Origin of the sequence: Gorillibacterium terrae (assembly GCF_051594785.1) — a bacterium.
Classification (GTDB): domain Bacteria; phylum Bacillota; class Bacilli; order Paenibacillales; family NBRC-103111; genus Gorillibacterium.
Genome location: NZ_JBPPGI010000003.1, coordinates 387531 through 405790, shown reverse-complemented (window position 1 = coordinate 405790; position 18260 = coordinate 387531). Strand labels below are relative to the sequence as shown.

Sequence of the window (18260 nt, the reverse complement as noted above, 5' to 3'; positions counted from 1 at the left end):
GGCCCGGCTTCCTTATTCGAAAACGGCTCCGCGACGAATCGACGTCGGGAGTCGTTTTTGGTTTGGTCGGATAATTGTCGGCCGTCAGTAGACGGTCGCTTTCTTCGACGTGGCCTTAATGCCGTTCGTGCCGTTCACGACATTGTTGCCCCAGGTCGTGAGCGTCTTCCAATCGCCGGAGCTGGCCAGATCGAGCCAAGCGTTCGAGCTGTCGTTGCCCGTCCAGGACCAGGCCATATAGCCGACGCCCTTCCAGGTGGCTTGGTTCATGATCTCCTGATAGTCGACCTTGCAGCCGAGGTTATTGCTGCCATTGTTGTAGTTATAACCGAACTCGCCTACCGTGAGCGCGAGGCCGAGCTGTTGGATGTTCCACATTTCGTTGCCGATCCGGCTCGTATCGTTCCAGGAGCCGTACATATGAATCGAGAACATAACGTTATGGCTCGGATCATAATTCAGCAGGGTCTGGCCGTAGGCCTTGATCGGGGAGGAATTCTGCCCCCAGCCGGAGCCGTCGATCATAATCGTATTGGGTATTCCCGCGTTGCGGAGGGTCGAGATGGCCGTCTTATACGCGCTGGCCCACGCAGCGTCGGTCAGATCGCTGCCGCCCCACTCGTTGGCGATGTTGACGATCACGTACTTTTGGTTGTTGACGAGAATCGTCTTGATCGCGGAGCTGGCGAAATACTTCGCCATGTCGTTCAGCCGGTTCGCGTCGTTGCTGCCGGTGACGTCGTGAAGCTCGACCACGGCCACCAGCTTCAGCGCCTTGCAGCGGTCGATGATCTGCTGCAGCCGAGCCGCGGTTCCGCTCGTCTGCCAGACGATGCGGACCGTGTTCGCTCCGGTCGCGGCGATAGCGGTGAGGGCGTCATAGGCCTGCGTATCGTACCAAGCATGTGGATTGTTGACTCCGCGCATAACAAACGTGTTTCCGTTGGCATCCTTAAGCGCGGAACCGCTTACATAAAACCCCGAAGCGGCATCGGCTTTCGGCAGGGTCCATCCAAAGGAAAAGGCAAGCAGCAAAGCGCAAACAACCAGAAGCCATTTTTTGTTCGATTTCATTCCTTATCCCTCTCCTCGCTCAAATTTTGTGAAGCTAACAATTATCAAAATGTTATTTATTTTCACCTCCAAACTTGCTAACTTCTTGAAAACAACTTTATTATACGTTAGCGTTTGCATTTTGTAAATAATTAGGTTTTTTAGGTATACTTGGTGGACCTATTCACGCCAAAACAAAAAAGGTCCGTCCTCCAAACGGGAGAACGGACCTTACAGGTGAGGGCGAGAGCTGCCGAAACGCTTACCGTTCCGTGCGCTTCTTCATCAGCGGCCACCAGTTGGCCGGACCGAAGGTGCGGACCATGACCGGAATGAACAGCGGCAGCATGATGAAGGCGTACAGCACGAGACCGGTGAGCACCACCGTGGCGATCTGCAGGATCGACAGCACCCCGGAGGGGAGCATCGCGGCGAAGGTGCCGCCGAGAATGACCACGGCCGACATGATGACCGAGCCCATGTTCTTCATCGCCTCGAGAATCGCGTCCTCCTCGGACAGCTCGGGGTACTCCTTGAACCGGGCCATGAGGAAGATGCTGTAATCGACGCCGAGGGCGATCAGCATGGTAAAGGCGAAGAACGTGACGGCCCAACTGATGCCCGAGTAATCGAGAATCCGGGTGAAGATGACCTCGGCGATCGCCATGGAGGTAAAGTACGTGAGCAGAAGCGACAGCAGGATATACGCCGGAATAATCAGCGAGCGGAACAGCAGGATCAGGATGATGGCCACGCCGATCAGCATGAACACCACCGTGCGCGTGTAGTCGCCGTTCGAGATTTCCTTCAGGTCGTGGTTCATGCTGGATACGCCGCCCACGGCATATTCGGCGTTCGCCAGGTCAGTGCCCTTCACGGCCCGGCCCATGGCTTCCTTGACCCCTTCGGTCTGCTTCATCGTCTTCACGTCATAGGGGTTGCCCTCATAAATCACGTCGAAGCGGACAATCTTGCCGTCGGGAGACAGGTAGGTGTCGAGCGCCTTCTGGAAATCGGCGTTCTTCAGCGCCTGATCCGGCGCATACCAGCCCGCGAGCTGCTTGTTGGAGGACAGAGACAAAGCCTTCATGTAATCCTGCGCCGACTTGATACCGTCGGTTACCTGGTTAAGACCGCTCACGCTCTGGTCGAGCCCGTCGGTCAGCTTCGAGAGCTGGCCGCCCAGATCGGAGAAGCCTTGGGCAAACTGCTTCTGCCCGGCGCTCAGCTTGTCGATGCCGCCGGTCAGCTCCGGCAGCTTATCGACCACCTGGCCCTGGCCGTTCGCCGCCTGGGCCATGCCCTGCTGCAGCTGGCCGATCCCGGCCGCGAGCTGCGCGAGCCCGTCGGCGAGCTGCTTCTGGCCGCCCGCCGCTTGGGCGAGCCCGGCGTTGGCCTGGCCGAGGCCGCTCTTGACCGAGCCGAGCTGGGTGTTCAATTGGGTCAGGCCCTGACCCAATTGAGCCGCGCCGCTCTGCAGCTGGGCGACCGCCGCCTGCGTCTGCAGGTAGGTGGCGTCCGCCTTCAGCTCGGGGTACTTGACCCCGAGTCCGGTCAAGCCTTGGCCGACGCCGGTGAGGCCGTCGGCCAGCTTGCCGGCTTCGGCCGCCACCTTGGCGTAAGCGCCGGAAATCTGGCCGAGGCCGGACTCCAGCTTCTTGTAATTCGTCAGCAGCGTCTGGCTGCCCGACGCGAGCTGGTCGGCGCTCGCCTTGACCTTCTTCATCGCGGCATTCAGCTCGGAAGCGCCCATCGAGCCGTCCTTCAGGCCCTGCTCGATCCGCTTCAGCCCGTCGCCGAGCTGAACGACGCCAGTCTTCAGGGCTTCGGTGCCGCTGACCAATTGAGTCGCGCCGTTCGCCGCTTCCTTCAGCTTCGGCTCATTTTCCTTCAGCGACTTCCCGGCTTCCTGGAGGCCGGAAGAGATCTTCGTCAGACCCTCCGCCCCCTGGCCGAGGCCGCTCTGCACTTGGCTTGCCTGATCGGCAACCTGGAGGTCGGAGACCACCGAGCCGGTCGGCCGGGTGGCGCTGCGCACGGTCTTGACGCCGTCGGCCTTCAGCAGCTCGCGGGTGATCTGTTCGACCTGGGCCAACCCTTCGGCGCTGCGGAGCGAATGATCCGCCTTCAGCACGACGGTGCCGGGCAGCGATTCGCCCGGACCGAAGCTATCGGAGATCAGGTCGAAGGCTTTGACCGATTTGTATTTGCTGCCCACTTCATCGAGCGAATTGAATGACTGCGCGCCGGTGTAGAAGGCCAGGAACGGGACGGTCACCGCCGCCACGAGCAGGAGGGCGATCAGCGGACGCTTCAGGGAGAAGCGGCCGACCGTGCCCCACAGGCGGCTCTGGCTGTGGGTGATGCCGCCCTTCGAGGGCCAGAACACCTTCGGCCCGAGCAGCGACAGCAGGATCGGCACGAAGGTGACGAGCGTGAGCAGCAGCACGCCGACGCCGACGGCTACGGCCACCGCCGAGCGGTAGAGCGAAAACTCGGAGAAGCCGATGGTGATGAAGCCGGTCAGCACGGCCGCGCCCGACACGAGCACGGTCTTGCCGGCCGTCCGGTAGGTGGCGAGAACGGCATCGGTTTTGCTCAGCCCCGCCGCCAGCTCTTCCTTAAAGCGGTTGATGAGCAGGATGCAGTAGTCCGTGCCGATCCCGAACATGACGGCCACCATGAAGATTTGGGTGAAGGTGGAGATGGGGAAGCCCGCCCGGTCGACCAGGATGGCGACCACCGATTGGGCGGCGACATAGCTCAGCCCGACGGAGACGAGGGGGATGAACGGCGTGATCACCGAGCGGAACACGGCGAACAGGATGACGAGGATCAAGACCACGGTGATGCCTTCGGTCTTTTTCAGGCCGTCCTGCGAGCTTTCCACGACGTCCTCGGTGATGATCCAGTTGCCGGTGTAATAATGATCGACCTTGCTGCCGCTTACCGCATCATAGAGCGCGTCGCGCGTCTCAGCCGCCGTCCGGTCTCCGAACCCGACGTTCAGCAGCACGAGCACGGTCTTGCCGTCCTGGGACAGCATTTCCTTTTCCAGTTCCTTGGTGTCAAAATGCGTGGTCACCGACAAGATGCCAAGCGAGTCCTGCTCGGCCTTCAGCTTGTCGACGGTCGCTTTGATGTCGGACAGGTCGGAAGAAGACAGCTTGTTGTCGGAATGGAACACGAGGACCGTGCTCTCTCCTTTTTCCTGGCTGTCCTTGTTCATCTCGGCCTGCAGATCGGCGGCCTGCTTGAACGAATAGCCGTCGGGAACGGTGATCTGCCCCTTCTCTCGCACCAGGCCTTCCATGCCCGGAGCGGTCAGAGCCAGCGCGGCCACCGCAGCGATCCAGACGGCGAGAACCGCCCATTTGAACCTCAGTATCGCCTTCATCTCTTTACTCTCTCCCCTCGTCCGTTTCCTTCAGCAGCCTCGCCAGCTTCTCGAAGGGCTGGATAAACTGCTCCGCCTCTCCGTCTTCAAATTCATTCAGATAATCGCCGAGAATTTTCTCCAGTTCGGCGCTCACTTCCGCTGCCAGCCGTTCGCCTTCTGCCGTCAAATGCAGCCGGGTGACGCGGCGGTCGCGGTCATCCTCCTGCCTGCGGAGCAGTCCCTTGGCCTCCAGCCGGGCAACGATTGCGGTGATCGAGCTTTTCCCTACGCAAAAAACACCCGCCAGCTCGGTCGAAGTCGTCATCCGGTCAGGCTTCGCCTTGATAAATTGCAGAATCGAATATTGGTCCTGGGTTAGAAAATCGGGCATGGTGACCCGCATCAGCGCGCCAACCCGGCGGTTGATCATAAAGCTGGCCGAGGTGTAGCGGTTGATCAGGTCCTTCAACTGTTCCGCTCTCATGAGTACCTCCTCCCCTGGGATGGAATGAAAAAGCAGACAAGTGGTTCGTCAAACGAATAGTTCACGAAACGAACTATATCAGCATGCTGCGGCGTTGTCAAATTGGATCGGCCCGCCTCCGTCTGCTACAATGCAAAGTAAATCCTTGCCGAAAGAAGGTCGCCATCATGACGTCCCATTCATCCGAACCTCGCAAGCAGGAGGAGGCCCTCCTGAAAGAGATTGCCGCCGTTTGCGAAACGGCCATAGAGCAAAAATCCATTCCCGATTCCTTGCCCCGGCAAGTCCGGCAATACGCGCTCCTCGTCCGTTCTCTTCTCGACGGCTGCGCAGCCGAACTTCGAGCCTTCGTCCAAGCCTCGAGCAAGGACGCCGGCGTCGCTCCCGCGTCCGGAGATATCCCGGTGCGCTACCCGATCGCTTCCGATGCCCCCGCGCTCCTGCGGGCCGTCCGCACCGATTTCCCCGGTCTGACCGAACGCCATCCGGAGCTGCTTCGGCTGTTCATGGACAACCAGCCGTTCCTGGACGGCGACTCCTGGCTGTCTCTAGTCGACCGGCTTGCTTCGGGCGAGGAACCGCCCGCACTCGCTCCGCGCACCGGTGGCGGGCTGGTCCGGCTCTCGCTCATGACGTATCACGGGGAGGAGATCAGCTTCGCCTCCGACTCGTCCACAGACACGGCGGTCCGCTCGGCCACCGGCGCAACCGGTACGTCCGCGGCCGCCTGGACCGGGATTAACCTGGCGGCGAACGACAGCGACCTGCTCGTCGCGCTGCTCACCGTCCACGACGGGCTGGGGGCGCTGCTCGATGCGGCAGCGGCGGCAGTCGGAAGCGGTCGGCACGAGTGAAGATCAGCGGGAGGATGGCTGAGATCGTCCCGGTTTGCGAGCAGCGCGAGGATGGCTGAGATCGTCCCGGTTTTGCGAGCAGCAGGAGAATGGCTGAGATCGTCCCGGTTTTGCGAGCAGCAGGAGAATGGCTAAGATCGTCCCGGTTTTGCGAGCAGCGTGAAGATACCAAAAGGCGGCGCCCGGTCAACGGACGCCGCCTTTTTTCTTCGTTTGTTTCATCGTTCGCGGATTTCTCTAAGCCGCTCCCCGACGGACTTTGACTTTGCCGACCGTCTCGGAGCGTTAGTCCGCAGAGAATTCGTACGTCCGCGTCCAGCTCTTCTCTTCGCCGGGCTGCAGCCGTATGCGGACGAACGCCTCCGGCGAGACGACGCCAGCGTGGCCCCAGAAGGCCAGCCGTTCGACCGGAAAGTCGCCCGACTCCCGCACGTAGGCGCCGGTCGGCCGATGGCGGAGCTCCCACGTGAAGCGATGCTCGCGCTCAGGCGCCGGCAGCTTCGAGTAGAACTCCCCGGCCGGCCGCTCCGTCCAGGTGAGTTCATTTCCCCGGACCGCAAGCGGGGCGGTCAGGACTGGATCGGTCTCCAGCAGGCGGACCGGATCGCCCAGCGTCAGCACATAGTCCGGGCCAATCGCATGCGCACCGATCCGGAGGAAATTGTGGACGTATTCCTCCGTGTCAATCGCTTTCGCGCCGATGTTGGTCAGCCGGTAAGCGATCCGAAGACGGCTCCCCTCCAGGGTGAGGGTCTTCTCCAGACGACAGGCGTAGCCGTTCTCTTCCTCCGGCTGAACGGTGAAGCGGCGGCTCACGGCATCGCCTTCCGTTTCGATGCGGTACGGGCGAAGCGGATACGCCCGCATGAAATCGTAAGGACCGTCATCCGGCCGCTGCAGCCGGCCGATGCCGATCTTGGTGAACCAACCGCCGGGCGCCGTGTCGTACCCCGGCGGCCCCTCGATGCCGAACTCGTTGCACAATCCGATGCCGCCGCTGCCCTGTCCGGGCTGCTCGCTCTCGACCGAGCAGTACGTAAGCCCCGACCGGCGTGCGGTCACCTGGGTGACCAGGCCGCTCCAGTCGAACCGCGTTCCTCTATAGTCCTCGCCCGGTTCGGCGATCCGAACCTCAAGCTCCTCGTTTTGCAGAAAGTAAGCCATGGCTAACTCCTTTTTTTCCTTCCATCTTACCGCCGGGTCAGCTCAACCTCAAGCGCGACGGCTGCATCCGCCGGTTCTCCGGCAATTCGGGCGCGCTCCAGAACCGCTCCGTCTTGTTCCGGGCGGAAGGGAACGCTCTCGCCGTTCAGACGAATGGCCCCGATGCGGTATTCTCCATAATCCAACCCCTGCGCATTGCGGTAGACGACATCCAGCTTCCGCCCGGCGAACAGCGCCTTCACGGAGGCCAAGCCGTCCGTTCCGAACTCGCCGCGCGTCAGCTTGGGTGCAAGCGCCAGGTCGCCCAAGCTTCCTTTGACGCCGAAGACCTCCGTGAGCACCGTGAGCAGAAGCCAGCTGGCGGAGCCGGTGAGGAAATGGTACATGCCCCGGCCCTTCTCGTTGATATACTCCGGAACGCCCGGATAGATTCGGCTCTGCTCGAACCGGCTCGCCAGCGCGTAGACCGATTCCAGCACCTTGCGGCCTTCCCTCACGAAGCCGCGCTTGTACAGGGCATTGCCGTACATGACCGTCATGTGGCTGAACATAGCGCCGTTCTCCTTGTGGCCGAAGGCGAAGCCGAACGCCCGCCCGAGGTTCTGCTGAATGCCGCCGAAACGGCTGTTCAAGCGGTAGCCGATCTTCGGGTCGAGTAGATAGCGGTCGACGGCGCGAACCATCTTCGCGACCTGCTCCTCCGTTGCCGTGCCGCCCATGATCGGGAACACCTGACCGGTGAGGGTCATGCGGACTCCGTTCGGATGATCGCCCTCGACCCGTTCGCCGTCGTTGTTGTAATAGCCGTTGAACCATTCCTCGCCGTCCTGCGAGCTTATCCATTCCCGCTTGCGCAGATGCTCCGTCAGCCATTCCGCCTTCGCGGTGAGGTCGGCCATCAGCTTGTCGGCGGCAACGGCGGCCCGGCGGCCGGACACCCGGCCCGGCGCCGCGTCGTAGAAGCGCTCAAGACGGGCCCGGCGGTCGTCCACGGACTCATACCGGACCGGTTCCCCCAGCGTGTCGATCAGAAGAAGCAGCTCCTCGGCGAGCTCGACCGTGTCCGATCCCTTGCGGTCGCGCAGGGCCCGGACCAGGTCGGCCAGCTCCCTCAGGTTGCTCGCATAGAACGCGGTGAAGGCGACGCTCTCGCCCTTGTCGGCGGCCATGTCCATGCCGTCGTTCCAGTCCGCTCCTTCCAGGCGGATGTTTCCGTGCGCCCCGGCGTGGAAGAAGGGAACAAGGTTCTGCAGCAGCAGGTGCTCCAGCACCGTGCCGCGGTAGACTTCACCCGCCTCGGTGCGCAGGAGGCTGCCCGCCTCCGGCGTCCAGCCGGGCACCGTCGCCGCGCAGCGCCGCAGGAAGCGGTCCTGGAAGTAGACCTGCCGCTCCAGCAGGAAATCCAGATCGCCGCTCTGGTCAAGGTACAGCCGGGCGGTGAGCAGCGGCCACGCGCCGTGGTCCATCCAGACGCGGGGAATGTTGTTGCGGTCGGCGACGAACTCGCCCGGCTTCGAGCCGATGATCGTCGCGTTGCTGCCGTCGATGCGGACGCCGGCGAAGTTGTTCAGCAGGAGGCTGCGGACTTCCTCCGGCTCCGTGACGAGCAGCGCCAGGCAGTCCTGCCACAGGTCGCGCCAGCCGCGACCGCCGCGGCCGTAGTCGTGGTGCGGCAGGAAGGAATTGCCGAACAGGCGGCGCAGCACCGGCTGCAGCGTCACCCATTTCATCCAGCGGTCGAAGTCGCGGTCGCCGGAATGGAACTCGACGCTGCCGACCTTGTCGGCCCAGTAGGCCTTGGTCGCAGCCAGGTGTCGGTCGAACGTTTCGGCCGACGCATAGTCGCGCACGAGCCGCTCTGCGTCGATCCGGTCCGGGGCGATGGCCAGGACCAGCAGATACGTCCTCGATTCGCCGGGAGCGAGCGCCGCCTCGCGGAAGCGGAGGCCGCCCAGGGCCTCATGGCCTTCGAATTCTTCACCGGCCCGGGCCGCCGGACCGAGATTCCGCACGACGGCTTCCGGCCAGTCCAGGCTGCCGGCTTCGCCGGCAAAGCCTTCGACTTCCGGGAACAGACCGACCGGAGCGGTTCCGTCGGCCTCGGCTCCCAGCACGGCGTAGGCGGTGCGGTTCACGCGGTGGCCCCGCTCGTCGAAGGACAACGAGGGTTGCATCTCCACGCCGTTCGTCAGGGTGTAGACCCGGTTGAGCAGCGACGTCACGTGGCGGTGGTCGCGCAGGTTATCCGCCGAGCGGCCATACAGCGGGACAGCGGCCGTAGGAACGAGCTTAAGCGGGGCCGTTCCCCCGTTGGTCAGCTTGATCCGGATCAGCTCGACCTTATCCCCCGCCGCCGGAACGACGTTGGTCACCTCGGCGCGCAGGCCGGAGGCCCGGTGGAGGCGGCTCGTCTTGTGCCAGAGCAGGCCCGCCGTCAGCACCGTTGCATCCTCGTCCGGGGTACCGAGCGCCGCCTGCTGGGCGGCGGAGCGTCCGACCGCCGACCAGGCTCCGAACCCCTCGAGCCGCACCCAGAAATTGCGGCCCCAAGCGGTCTCATGCAGGTCCTCGACCGACATCGGCGGCGTCAGAAATTCGTTCTGTCCCGCCTTCACATCGCCGCTGTTCGTCGGCGTCACGACCGACATCATGCCCGCCTCGTTCACCAGCGGAAAATACAGGTATCGGCTCTTCTCCGGCGATTCCAGCTCGAAATCGCCGGCGTCGCCCAGAAACCGCCATCCGGCCGTCTTGTTCATCGTCTCGTTCATCGCTTTCACTGCCTTTCCGTATCCGGCGTATTTACCATCGCCTCTCTTTAGGCGAAACCGGTTTCGTTAGGTTTATTATTGCGGATACGGAACGGTTTGTAAAGCGAAGATTCCGACGCTTCCAATTAAGCGATTGGTTATTTGCCCAAGCTGCGCTATAATTTGGCTAACTGCTGCCCGCCCCGCCATTCCTCCTTCCTCGGCGCGGACGCGGGCGAAACGAGGAACGAGCCGTGAATATCAAGAAAATCGCCCAGCTGGCCGGCGTCTCCGTGTCGACGGTCTCCAAGATTATCAACGATTATCCGGAAATCTCCGAGGATACGAAGGAACGCGTCCGCAAGATCATGGCCGAGACGGGCTACATTCCCTCGAACTCGGCCAAGACATTGGCAACCAAGACCTCCCATCTGATCGGCGTCATCTTCGCCGGAAAGCTGAATATCGACATGACCCACCCCTTTTTCATCGAGGTGGTAAACGCCTTCAAGAAGCAGATGGGCATCCTTGGCTACGATCTATTGTTCTTCTCCAATGAGAAATTTCAGGGCCGGGGCGACTATCCGGCCCGCTGCCGCCACTTTCACGTGGACGGCTGCATTCTCCTTTCCGGCGAAGAGCTGGAACCGGCGATCCGCGAGCTCGATGAGAGCGAGATCCCCTGCGTCGGCGTCGACCTGACCCTGACCGGACCGAATTCCGCCCATATCAACTCGGACAACTTCGTCATGGCCGAGCTGGTGGCGAACCACCTAGCCGGTCTCGGCTACCGGGAATTCGGCTACCTGGGGAGCACCGAAACCTCGGAGATGTCCCGGGACCGGGAGACCGGCTTCCGCCAAGCGCTGGCGAAGCGCGGCTTCGCTGTCCGGGAGGACTGGTTCATCCACGCCGGCAGCTTCTATGAGGAAGCCGGTTATGCCGCCATGCGGCGTTTGTTGGACAGCGGCGGCCCGCGGCCCCGCGCCGTCTGGGCAGCCTCGGACGAGCTGGCCTTCGGCGCGCACCGCGCTCTCGGGGAGAGCGGCCTGCGCATTCCCGAGGACATCGCGCTCGTCGGCTGCGACGACATCGAGGCGAGCCGCTATATCCGGCCGGCGCTCACCACGATCCGCCAGGACAAGGAAACGATCGGCAAGCTCGCGGCGCTCCTGCTGTTCGATCTCATCAACCGCCAAGGCGGCTTGCCCGCCGTCCAGGTCAAGCCCGAACTGATCGTCCGGCAATCCTGCGGAGCGGCAAACCGTCCCTGATCGCCGCCCCTGATCGCCGCTTCTCCCCTCGCCCCTAAGTCTGCCTTTACTCGGCTCACCCGGTTTCCTGCGCGGAAACCGGGTTTTTTGCGCCCAATCTCCCTCTTTCGTCTACCTTCATCCCCCTCTTTCGGTTTTTCACCCCCTCTTGGCAGAGCCTTTTTGATCCCCCGCTCCGCCTGCCGGTTCGGTTCTTTCGAGCGGTGCAGTTGCCTTTGGAAGAAGCCAAGATTGTTCTCTATAGAGAACGAAATAGTACACTTACGGGGGAAGCAAGGTCCATGCCTCCGTTCTATACTGAGAACAAGCGATTCGAATCCCGGCAGCATTCGCCGGAAGGGAGCGATGGGGATTGAACAAGACCAAACGCCGCCTCTGCGGACTCGCCATGACCGCCACCCTCGCGTTCGGAGCGCACACCGCACTTGCCGACACCTCCGCCTTCGACCGAATGCTGGACTGGTACGCCAAGCAGACCCTTGACGCGTCGGAGGCCCTCCGAACGAAGGCCGATGCCCGCCTCGCCGGCGGACAAGCTGCCGTCGCTTTCTACCGGAACGCTGTCGTCCTCCCGCTCGCGGAAGGAGCCGTCAAAGCAACCGGTTGGGCCAGCGGCCGGCAAGCCAAGCTTGCCATCGAGAGCCGCGAAGCCGGATACGAAGCACAGCTGCAGAAGGCCCGCCTGAAATGGAGCGGAACCCGCAACCTCCCGGGAGAAGCCGACCGCCTCTTCGCACGCTTCACCGAAGAACGAAAGGCCGAATTCGATCAAGACCTGGAACAGGCGCTCGGGGAATTGCTCGACGCCAGGACCGCCGAAGCTCCGTAAGCATCACCGAATTCCCGTTATTCAAAATTCACCCATAAAAAAGGAGAGATCGTTCATGAAAGCTCTGAAAACGAAAATCGCCGCAGGTGTTATCGCCACCACCCTGATCGCCGGAACCGGCTCCGTCTTCGCCGCCACCGATGCAGGCGCACAGTTCAAGGCCTGGTACGTCGGAACGTTCAACAGCACGACCGCCAAGATGAGCGCCAAGCTTACCGCCGATTACGCACCCAAGGTTGTCGATCACGGCGTCAAGGTTGCCGCTCTCGCCGTCGATTCCAAGACGAGCATCTCGGATAACGCAGCCGATCAGAGCAAGAACGCCTTGCTGACGATCAACCAGGCCAAGAACACCTACAACAGCCAACTGAGCGACGCCAAGTCCTCCCTCCTGGTGAAGGTCCCGAACGACTTCGCGGCGTATACGAACGGAATCAACGCCCAGGTTGACAAGACGGCCGCCGCCACCCTCACCGCCGACCAGCTCATCATCAAGACGGCAACCGACTTCCAAGGAGCCGCCAGCCTGTTCGAAGTGAAGAAGAATACCGCCGCTTACAAGAAATCCTCCACCGAGGACCTGGCCAAGAACATCGCCGATGCCAAGGATGCCATCAAGACCCTGATCGCTCAAAAATCCGCCGAATCGGATAAAGCGATCCGCGATCACATCGACGCCAAGATCGCCGAGCTGGAAGCGGCCATCGCCCAATACGCCGCCGACCAAGTCGCGGCCCAGAACGCCAAGGTCAACGACGCCGCCGCAGCCGGTACCCAGGACGCCCTGAACGCCCTCGACGCGCTCGCAGCCGGCATCAACAAGTAAATCGAACGCTCGCCGGGACATTCCTGCCGGAGGCCGCCTGGGCCTCCGGCTTTTCCCCCACCTGCGATCCGAACCAAGGAGGACTTCCGCCATGAGATCATCCCGCAAGCTTGAATCGTCGACCCCTTCGAAGCGGGCGAAACGGCTCGCCGTCAGCGTCCTATGCCTCGGCGCCGCAGCAGCCCTGTCGGTCGGAGTCTCGTACGCCGACGTCGACCTGTTCGGCAAGGTCGACGCCTGGGCGACGTCCAAAGGCCAAGCCGCGGTAGCCGGCTTGCAGAGCTCGCTGCAAACGGAGACCGAGAAGCAGAAGGCCGAGCTGCAACAGCGCTTGTCCGACAAGCTGCAAAGCGAGGAAAAGGCGCTCGCCGAGTTTGCGGAACAGCAGAAGGCAGCCGCCCGGCAGGCGCTGCAGGCGCATGTCGACGAGCTGGTGGCCGGCAAGACCTTCGTGACGGATGCCGACCGGCAGCAGATCGCCGACAAGCTGAATCAGATCGTCCAAAGCGCCGAGTCCGCCATGGACCGGCTGGGCGACAGCTATGCGCCGCCGGTGCTGACGTACGAAGCCCCTGCGGCAGCGGCTGAGCCCTCGACGGTCGGGGAAGCCGTCTATGGCGAAGCGGGAGAACCGCGCCCATGACGGACCTGGTACGTCATGAGACGGATGGCCCGGCGCCCGTATCGGCCGGCCCCGAGCCGGCCGCCCGCAGCGGCAAAGCCGAGCTCTGGGGCTGGGTTCGCTTCCTCGTCGCGCTCGGGATCGCCGTGTTTCTCATCACCCACGTGATCGGCTTCAGCCGGGTTTCCGGCCATTCCATGGAGCCGTCCTTGCACAGCCGCGACTTCCTGTTCGTCAACAAGGCCGCCCGCTATTACCGCTCGCCGAAGACTGGCGATGTCGCGGTCATTCACAGCGGAGCGCTCGGCTACGATATCGTCAAGCGTATCGTCGGGCTGCCCGGCGAACGGGTCGCCATTGCGAACGGAGCCGTATATGTCGACGGAACGCCGCTCGCGGAAATTTCCGTGATGGGCGAGCCGGAAGACCTGCCGGAGCAGACGGTGCCGGACGGCTTCGTCTTCGTACTGGGGGACAACCGAACTCCCGGCGAGAGCCTCGACAGCCGGAGCCCCGAGCTCGGCTGGGTGCCGCTTCGGGAGATTCGGGGCTATGCCGTATGGAGCCTCTTTCCCTGGGGCTCGATCGCCCATCCTCTTCCCACGGACAAATAGCCCCGGCGCGATGGCCGGGGCTGGGTGTGGCGAGGAAATTTTCTGTGGACTTGCGGCACAAGCTCCTACAAGAGGGCTCCTGCGGAAGAAGCTTGCTGCTGGGAATGGAAATACAGCGCCGCCTTGGTCCGGTCGGAGAGATTGAGCTTGCCCAATATCTGGCTGACGTGCTTCTTGACCGTATATTCGGTCACAAAGAGCCGGGATGCGATCTCCTTGTTGGTCAAGCCCAAACTTAGCATTTCCAGCACTTCCTGCTCCTTCGGAGTCAGTTGGTGCTCATTCTCGGGCTGGCGGTCCAAGAGCCGCGCCTCGAGCATCTCGAAATCGTAGTATTTGCGGCCCCTGCCGATCATGCGGACGGCGAAGATCAATTCCTCGGGCAGCGCTTCCTTCAGCACGACGCCTTCCACGCCGAGCTGCAGCGCCTGCTGAAGCTCGAACGGCTTCATGGAGGAGGTCAGGTAGACAAACCGGCATTCCGCACCGGCCTTCTTCAACTGGCCGATGACATCGAGCCCGCTCTCCTGATTGATCCGGTTGTTCATGATGCAGACATCGGGCCGTTCACTGCCGATGAGAGCCAAGGTTTCATTGCGGTCTGCGGATTCTCCGCATACCTCGATGTCGGATTCTCCCGACAGGATGGAGGTAATTCCGCGGCGGACCAACTGATAGGGATCCACGACAATGACGCGAACCGGCATGATTCGGGGCGCTCCTCTCTGTTCAATGGGACCTTGTTTTTCCTTATCGGGAGACTCTCCTCCAAAGGAACGATGAACAAGGACCTACTAACAAAGTATACCGATGTTTCCACATTCCAGCAATGACCTATCGATCGTTTTTTCTCTGCCCGGTTTCGTTTGGAAGCGGCAATCCGCCGCCGTCCGTCCGAAGCCTTTTTGGCGTCTCCGCTGCAAAAGCTTTCGATGCCTCAGGACACCCGGTCTCCGCGGGCGCTGAGGTAAAGCCGGTACCAATCCTCGCGAGTCAGCTGTTCGGACACCTGCGCCGCGCCTTGGCACGCTTCGATCCGCTTCGGGTTGGCGCTGCCGATCACGGGCTGGATCATCGCCGGGTGGCGCATCAGCCAGCCCAGCACGACGGCGTCCGGGGTCGTCCCGAACCGCTCCGCCAGCCCGTTCACCAGCCGCACGGTCCGCTCGGCCGCTTCGTCGCCCGGCTCGATCGGCTTGCCGCTGTATTTGCCCTGCTCCAGCGGCCCCCAGGCCTGGAGCTGAACGCCCTCCGTCCGGCAGTATTCCACGATGCCTTCGCCGAAATGGACCCCAAGCCCCTTTTGCTGGTTAACCCAAACGTCCTGGTTGACGAAATCGAGATGCCCGAGCCCCATCTGCAGTTGGTTGACGACAAGCGGCTGCGAGATCGCGCGCTGAATGAACCGCATCTGGGCCGTTCCCATGTTGGACACGCCGAAATGGCGCACCTTGCCCGCGCTCGACAGCTCCGTAAAGGCTTCCGCAATTTCATCCGGCTCCAGAAGCGGGTCGGGGCGATGCAGGAGCAGCACGTCCAGGTAGTCGGTGCGCAGCCGCTTCAGAGTGCCCTCCACCGAGTCCAGGATATGCCGGCGGGAAAAGTTGAAATGGCCCGGCGTCCCTTCTTCTTCCAGGATAATCCCGCATTTGGACTGAAGCACGATCCGCTCGCGGGTACCGGGATGCTCGGCCAGCCATTCCCCGAAGACCTCCTCCGACTTGGTCCGGCAATAAATATCCGCATGGTCGAACATCGTGATTCCGGCGGCCAGCGCCGCTTCCACCGCCCCGGCGGCCCGCTTGCGGTCCTCGTTCGTCACCGGGCTCCAGTCCCAGTTGGTGGCCAGTCCCATGCATCCGAGCACCAACCGGCTGTCCGAGATTCCCCGACTTTGCAACGGCATAACCTTCATCCTGCGATTCCTCCCTGTGCTGAATCGTTTGCGGCTCACCGTACCGGGAAGCCGTCATGCTTGTAATCGCTATCACGAATGGCGCTTTTTCCTTCTCCTATTGTAACAAACCCGCATCCGCCCTCGCCACCGACCGCCCTTGCCGTTCCCCTCCATGCCCCCCGCATGGAAATCGGCCGATTATGGAAAAATGAAGCGTACGCCTTACCATCCGGGAGGTCCGCATGCGCCGCATTTTCGCCATCTATCGCAACGACTTGAAAAATTTGGCCAGCAGCCCCGCCGCCATTGTCGTGCTCATCGGGCTGGCGCTCTTGCCTTCGCTCTATGCCTGGTTCAACATCGAAGCCTCCTGGGACCCCTACGGCAACACCAAGGGGATTCAGGTCGCGGTGGTAAATCAAGACGAGGGCTCCACGGTGCTGGATCAGCCGGTGAAGCTGGGCGATGAGATTGTCGCTTCGCTCAAAGAAAATACGAGCATCGGCTGGATCTTCACCACGGAAGCGAAAGCCCTGTCCGCCGTCCGCCACGGAGACGCCTATGCCTGCCTGATCATTCCGCCGGAATTCTCCCGCGACATCGCCTCCGTGCTGACCAAGGACCCTGTAAAAGCGGAGATTCTCTACTACGTCAATGAAAAGATCAACGCCGTCGCTCCCAAGATCACCTCCAAGGGAGCGAGCAGCGTGGTGGAAACCGTCAGCGCGACCTTCGTCAAGACGGCCAGCGAGACGCTGTTCCAGGCGTTCAACGCGCTCGGCGTCGAGCTGACGCGGGAGCTTCCCGTGATCGAGAAGACGCGGGACCTCGTCTTCCGGCTGGAGGCCATGCTGCCCGAGCTCGACGACGCCGTGAATACGGCGGGCGACGACCTGAATCGGGCGGACCGGGTCGTCGGCACGGCCCGGCAGGCGCTGCCCCTGGCCGAGGATGTGCTGACCGGCGGGCAGGCGTTCGCCGCCGACGCGGCCAAGGTGCTCGACCGCAGCCGGCAGGTGCTGGCGGCGGCGAGCCCCTATATCGGCCAGGATCTCGAAGAGGCAGCCCAAGCGGCCGAGGCGGCGAGGAATCTGGCCGGGCTGCTCGCGGCCGAAGCGCAGGCGCCGTCGGACGAAGCGAAGGAACGGATCGACGCGGCGCTCACGGCGGCCGCCGGGCGGCTGGACAACGCCGCCGCCCTGGCGGGAGGCGTTCGCGATTGGCTGGGCGGGCTCGCCCGCTTCAGCACCGCCGGCTCCTCCGCCGGAGGCGGCGGGGGGTTCGGGACCGAGCAGGCCGCGCTGGACCGCCTGAGCGCCAGGCTGCGGGACGGAGCCGCGCTCGTGCGGACGATCCAGGAGAGCCGCAAAGCGGGCGAAGCCGTCAAAGCCGAGGTCCGCGACAAGCTGGCGGCCATCGCCGACGAGGCGGTCAAGGTCAGCCGCGATTTGGCGGACCGCTACGACAGCGTGCTCGTGCCGAAGGTGAGCGCCGCCTTCGACCGGGCCGACCGGATGGCGGCGGAAACCCGGCAGCTGCTTGACCAGGCCGTGGCGGCGCTGCCGGATGTCCGCAAGCTGTTGGCGGACGCGGCGTCCGGCGTCGCCTTCGGCACGAAGGAGCTGACCGCCGTGCGCCAGGATCTGCCGGGCGCGGAAGCCAAGCTGCGCTCGGTCGCCGACCGCATCCGCGCGTTCGAGGAGAAGGGCGACATCCAGACGATCATCGACCTCCTGGTGAATAACTTCGAGAAGAAGAGCGAGTTCTTCGCGCATCCCGTCTCGCTCGTCGAGAACAAGCTGTACCCGATTCCCAATTACGGGTCGGCGATGTCGCCGTTTTTTACCACCCTGTCGCTCTGGGTCGGGGCCCTTCTGCTCGTGTCCCTGCTCTCCGTCGAGGTCAAGGACTGCCCGGGCGGCTGCCGCGCCTTCGAGGTTTATTTCGGCCGCTACGCCATCTTCCTGCAGGTTGCGCTGTTTCAGGCCTTGTTTGTCACGCTGGGCGACATTTTCCTGTTGAAGGCCTATGTGCTGAACCGCCTGTGGTTCGTGCTGTTCGGCCTGCTGCTGAGCGCCGTCTTCATGTTGATTGTTTATACCCTGGTGTCGGTGTTCGGCAATGTCGGCAAAGCGATCGCCATCGTCCTGCTCGTTCTGCAGCTTGCCGGCTCGGGCGGGACCTTCCCGATTCAGGTGACGCCGCCGTTCTTCCAGGCGATCTATCCGTTCCTGCCCTTTACCTACGGGATCAGCATGATGCGGGAGGCGGTCGGCGGCATCCTCTGGGATCTGGTCTGGCGCGATCTCCTGTGGATGGCGGGCTACGCCGGGATTACGCTGATCCTGGGCCTCGCCCTGAAGAAACCGATCAACCGGGCCTCCGCCGGGTTCGTCCGCTCGGTCAAACGCAGCAAGCTGATCCATTAACTGGAGCGAGCGAACGTTGTGGAAGTGGAACTTCTCCGCTTCGGCCTCCGTCTATTGGGTTAAATACCCAAAAACGCGTTCAGGA

General features: G+C 62.7%; 14 protein-coding genes. 7 read left to right on the top strand and 7 right to left on the bottom strand.

All coding sequences use genetic code 11. The features are described 5' to 3' along the window. Window positions 1–84: 84 nt before the first annotated feature. The 3 genes from ACSEXS_RS14390 to ACSEXS_RS14380 form a co-directional block, all read right to left on the bottom strand. A complete protein-coding gene (locus ACSEXS_RS14390) occupies window positions 85–1074 on the bottom strand; it encodes a cellulase family glycosylhydrolase (protein WP_438433927.1) in 990 nt (329 codons plus the stop codon). Window positions 1075–1315: 241 nt separating this feature from the next. Continuing rightward, window positions 1316–4450 (bottom strand): efflux RND transporter permease subunit, encoded by a 3135-nt coding sequence (locus tag ACSEXS_RS14385; RefSeq protein WP_438433926.1) that lies wholly within the window; start codon window positions 4448–4450, stop codon window positions 1316–1318. 4 nt (window positions 4451–4454) lie between these two features. Next, the gene (locus ACSEXS_RS14380; protein WP_438433925.1) at window positions 4455–4916 is read right to left on the bottom strand and encodes a MarR family winged helix-turn-helix transcriptional regulator; all 462 of its coding nucleotides are present in this window, start codon (window positions 4914–4916) and stop codon (window positions 4455–4457) included. A 167-nt stretch (window positions 4917–5083) separates the two neighbouring features. Between ACSEXS_RS14380 and ACSEXS_RS14375 the strand changes: the two genes are divergently transcribed. Then, window positions 5084–5770: a hypothetical protein gene (locus tag ACSEXS_RS14375; protein ID WP_438433924.1), complete on the top strand. Its 687-nt coding sequence runs from the start codon at window positions 5084–5086 to the stop codon at window positions 5768–5770. Window positions 5771–6055: 285 nt separating this feature from the next. Here ACSEXS_RS14375 and ACSEXS_RS14370 read toward each other — a convergent pair whose 3' ends face one another. Together ACSEXS_RS14370 and ACSEXS_RS14365 are read right to left on the bottom strand one after the other, a co-directional pair. Continuing rightward, entirely contained in the window at window positions 6056–6934 is an 879-nt protein-coding gene (locus ACSEXS_RS14370; protein ID WP_438433923.1) for a hypothetical protein, read from the bottom strand. Between the two features lie 26 nt (window positions 6935–6960). Next, window positions 6961–9705, bottom strand: coding sequence for a GH36-type glycosyl hydrolase domain-containing protein (locus tag ACSEXS_RS14365; RefSeq protein WP_438433922.1), 2745 nt, complete (start codon window positions 9703–9705; stop codon window positions 6961–6963). Window positions 9706–9938: 233 nt separating this feature from the next. Here ACSEXS_RS14365 and ACSEXS_RS14360 point away from each other — a divergent pair, with 233 nt between their 5' ends. The 5 genes from ACSEXS_RS14360 (at window position 9939) to lepB (ending at window position 13849) form a co-directional block, all read left to right on the top strand. Then, complete coding sequence (locus ACSEXS_RS14360; protein ID WP_438433921.1) at window positions 9939–10958, top strand: LacI family DNA-binding transcriptional regulator; 1020 nt, start codon at window positions 9939–9941, stop codon at window positions 10956–10958. A gap of 352 nt (window positions 10959–11310) precedes the next feature. Further along, window positions 11311–11787, top strand: a complete 477-nt coding sequence (locus tag ACSEXS_RS14355) for a hypothetical protein (protein WP_438433920.1) — start codon at window positions 11311–11313, stop codon at window positions 11785–11787. Between the two features lie 55 nt (window positions 11788–11842). Then, window positions 11843–12613 (top strand): hypothetical protein, encoded by a 771-nt coding sequence (locus tag ACSEXS_RS14350; RefSeq protein ID WP_438433919.1) that lies wholly within the window; start codon window positions 11843–11845, stop codon window positions 12611–12613. A gap of 91 nt (window positions 12614–12704) precedes the next feature. Then, the gene (locus ACSEXS_RS14345) at window positions 12705–13256 is read left to right on the top strand and encodes a hypothetical protein (RefSeq protein WP_438433918.1); all 552 of its coding nucleotides are present in this window, start codon (window positions 12705–12707) and stop codon (window positions 13254–13256) included. Continuing rightward, the gene (gene lepB, locus ACSEXS_RS14340; RefSeq protein WP_438433917.1) at window positions 13253–13849 is read left to right on the top strand and encodes a signal peptidase I; all 597 of its coding nucleotides are present in this window, start codon (window positions 13253–13255) and stop codon (window positions 13847–13849) included. The genes ACSEXS_RS14345 and lepB overlap by 4 nt, the downstream gene beginning before the upstream one ends. 65 nt (window positions 13850–13914) lie before the next feature. Here the strand turns inward: lepB and ACSEXS_RS14335 are convergent, their stop codons facing one another. Both ACSEXS_RS14335 and ACSEXS_RS14330 read right to left on the bottom strand, forming a co-directional pair. Then, window positions 13915–14556 (bottom strand): LuxR C-terminal-related transcriptional regulator, encoded by a 642-nt coding sequence (locus tag ACSEXS_RS14335; protein ID WP_438433916.1) that lies wholly within the window; start codon window positions 14554–14556, stop codon window positions 13915–13917. 230 nt (window positions 14557–14786) lie between these two features. Further along, window positions 14787–15764 carry an aldo/keto reductase gene (locus ACSEXS_RS14330; protein ID WP_438433915.1) on the bottom strand — a complete coding sequence of 326 codons (978 nt, stop codon included), beginning with the start codon at window positions 15762–15764 and terminating at the stop codon, window positions 14787–14789. A 224-nt stretch (window positions 15765–15988) separates the two neighbouring features. On the opposite strand from ACSEXS_RS14330, the gene ACSEXS_RS14325 reads away from it, so the two are divergent. Beyond that, a complete protein-coding gene (locus ACSEXS_RS14325) occupies window positions 15989–18175 on the top strand; it encodes a YhgE/Pip domain-containing protein (protein WP_438433914.1) in 2187 nt (728 codons plus the stop codon). The last annotated feature ends 85 nt before the right edge of the window (window positions 18176–18260 follow it).

Coding starts and splice junctions, on each gene's coding strand:
- ACSEXS_RS14350 (WP_438433919.1), top strand. CDS start 11,843: ATGAAAGCTCTGAAAACGAAAATCGCCGCAGGTGTTATCGCCACCACC.
- ACSEXS_RS14330 (WP_438433915.1), bottom strand. CDS start 15,764: ATGAAGGTTATGCCGTTGCAAAGTCGGGGAATCTCGGACAGCCGGTTG.
- lepB (WP_438433917.1), top strand. CDS start 13,253: ATGACGGACCTGGTACGTCATGAGACGGATGGCCCGGCGCCCGTATCG.
- ACSEXS_RS14335 (WP_438433916.1), bottom strand. CDS start 14,556: ATGCCGGTTCGCGTCATTGTCGTGGATCCCTATCAGTTGGTCCGCCGC.
- ACSEXS_RS14380 (WP_438433925.1), bottom strand. CDS start 4,916: ATGAGAGCGGAACAGTTGAAGGACCTGATCAACCGCTACACCTCGGCC.
- ACSEXS_RS14375 (WP_438433924.1), top strand. CDS start 5,084: ATGACGTCCCATTCATCCGAACCTCGCAAGCAGGAGGAGGCCCTCCTG.
- ACSEXS_RS14370 (WP_438433923.1), bottom strand. CDS start 6,934: ATGGCTTACTTTCTGCAAAACGAGGAGCTTGAGGTTCGGATCGCCGAA.
- ACSEXS_RS14325 (WP_438433914.1), top strand. CDS start 15,989: ATGCGCCGCATTTTCGCCATCTATCGCAACGACTTGAAAAATTTGGCC.
- ACSEXS_RS14345 (WP_438433918.1), top strand. CDS start 12,705: ATGAGATCATCCCGCAAGCTTGAATCGTCGACCCCTTCGAAGCGGGCG.
- ACSEXS_RS14390 (WP_438433927.1), bottom strand. CDS start 1,074: ATGAAATCGAACAAAAAATGGCTTCTGGTTGTTTGCGCTTTGCTGCTT.
- ACSEXS_RS14385 (WP_438433926.1), bottom strand. CDS start 4,450: ATGAAGGCGATACTGAGGTTCAAATGGGCGGTTCTCGCCGTCTGGATC.
- ACSEXS_RS14365 (WP_438433922.1), bottom strand. CDS start 9,705: ATGAACGAGACGATGAACAAGACGGCCGGATGGCGGTTTCTGGGCGAC.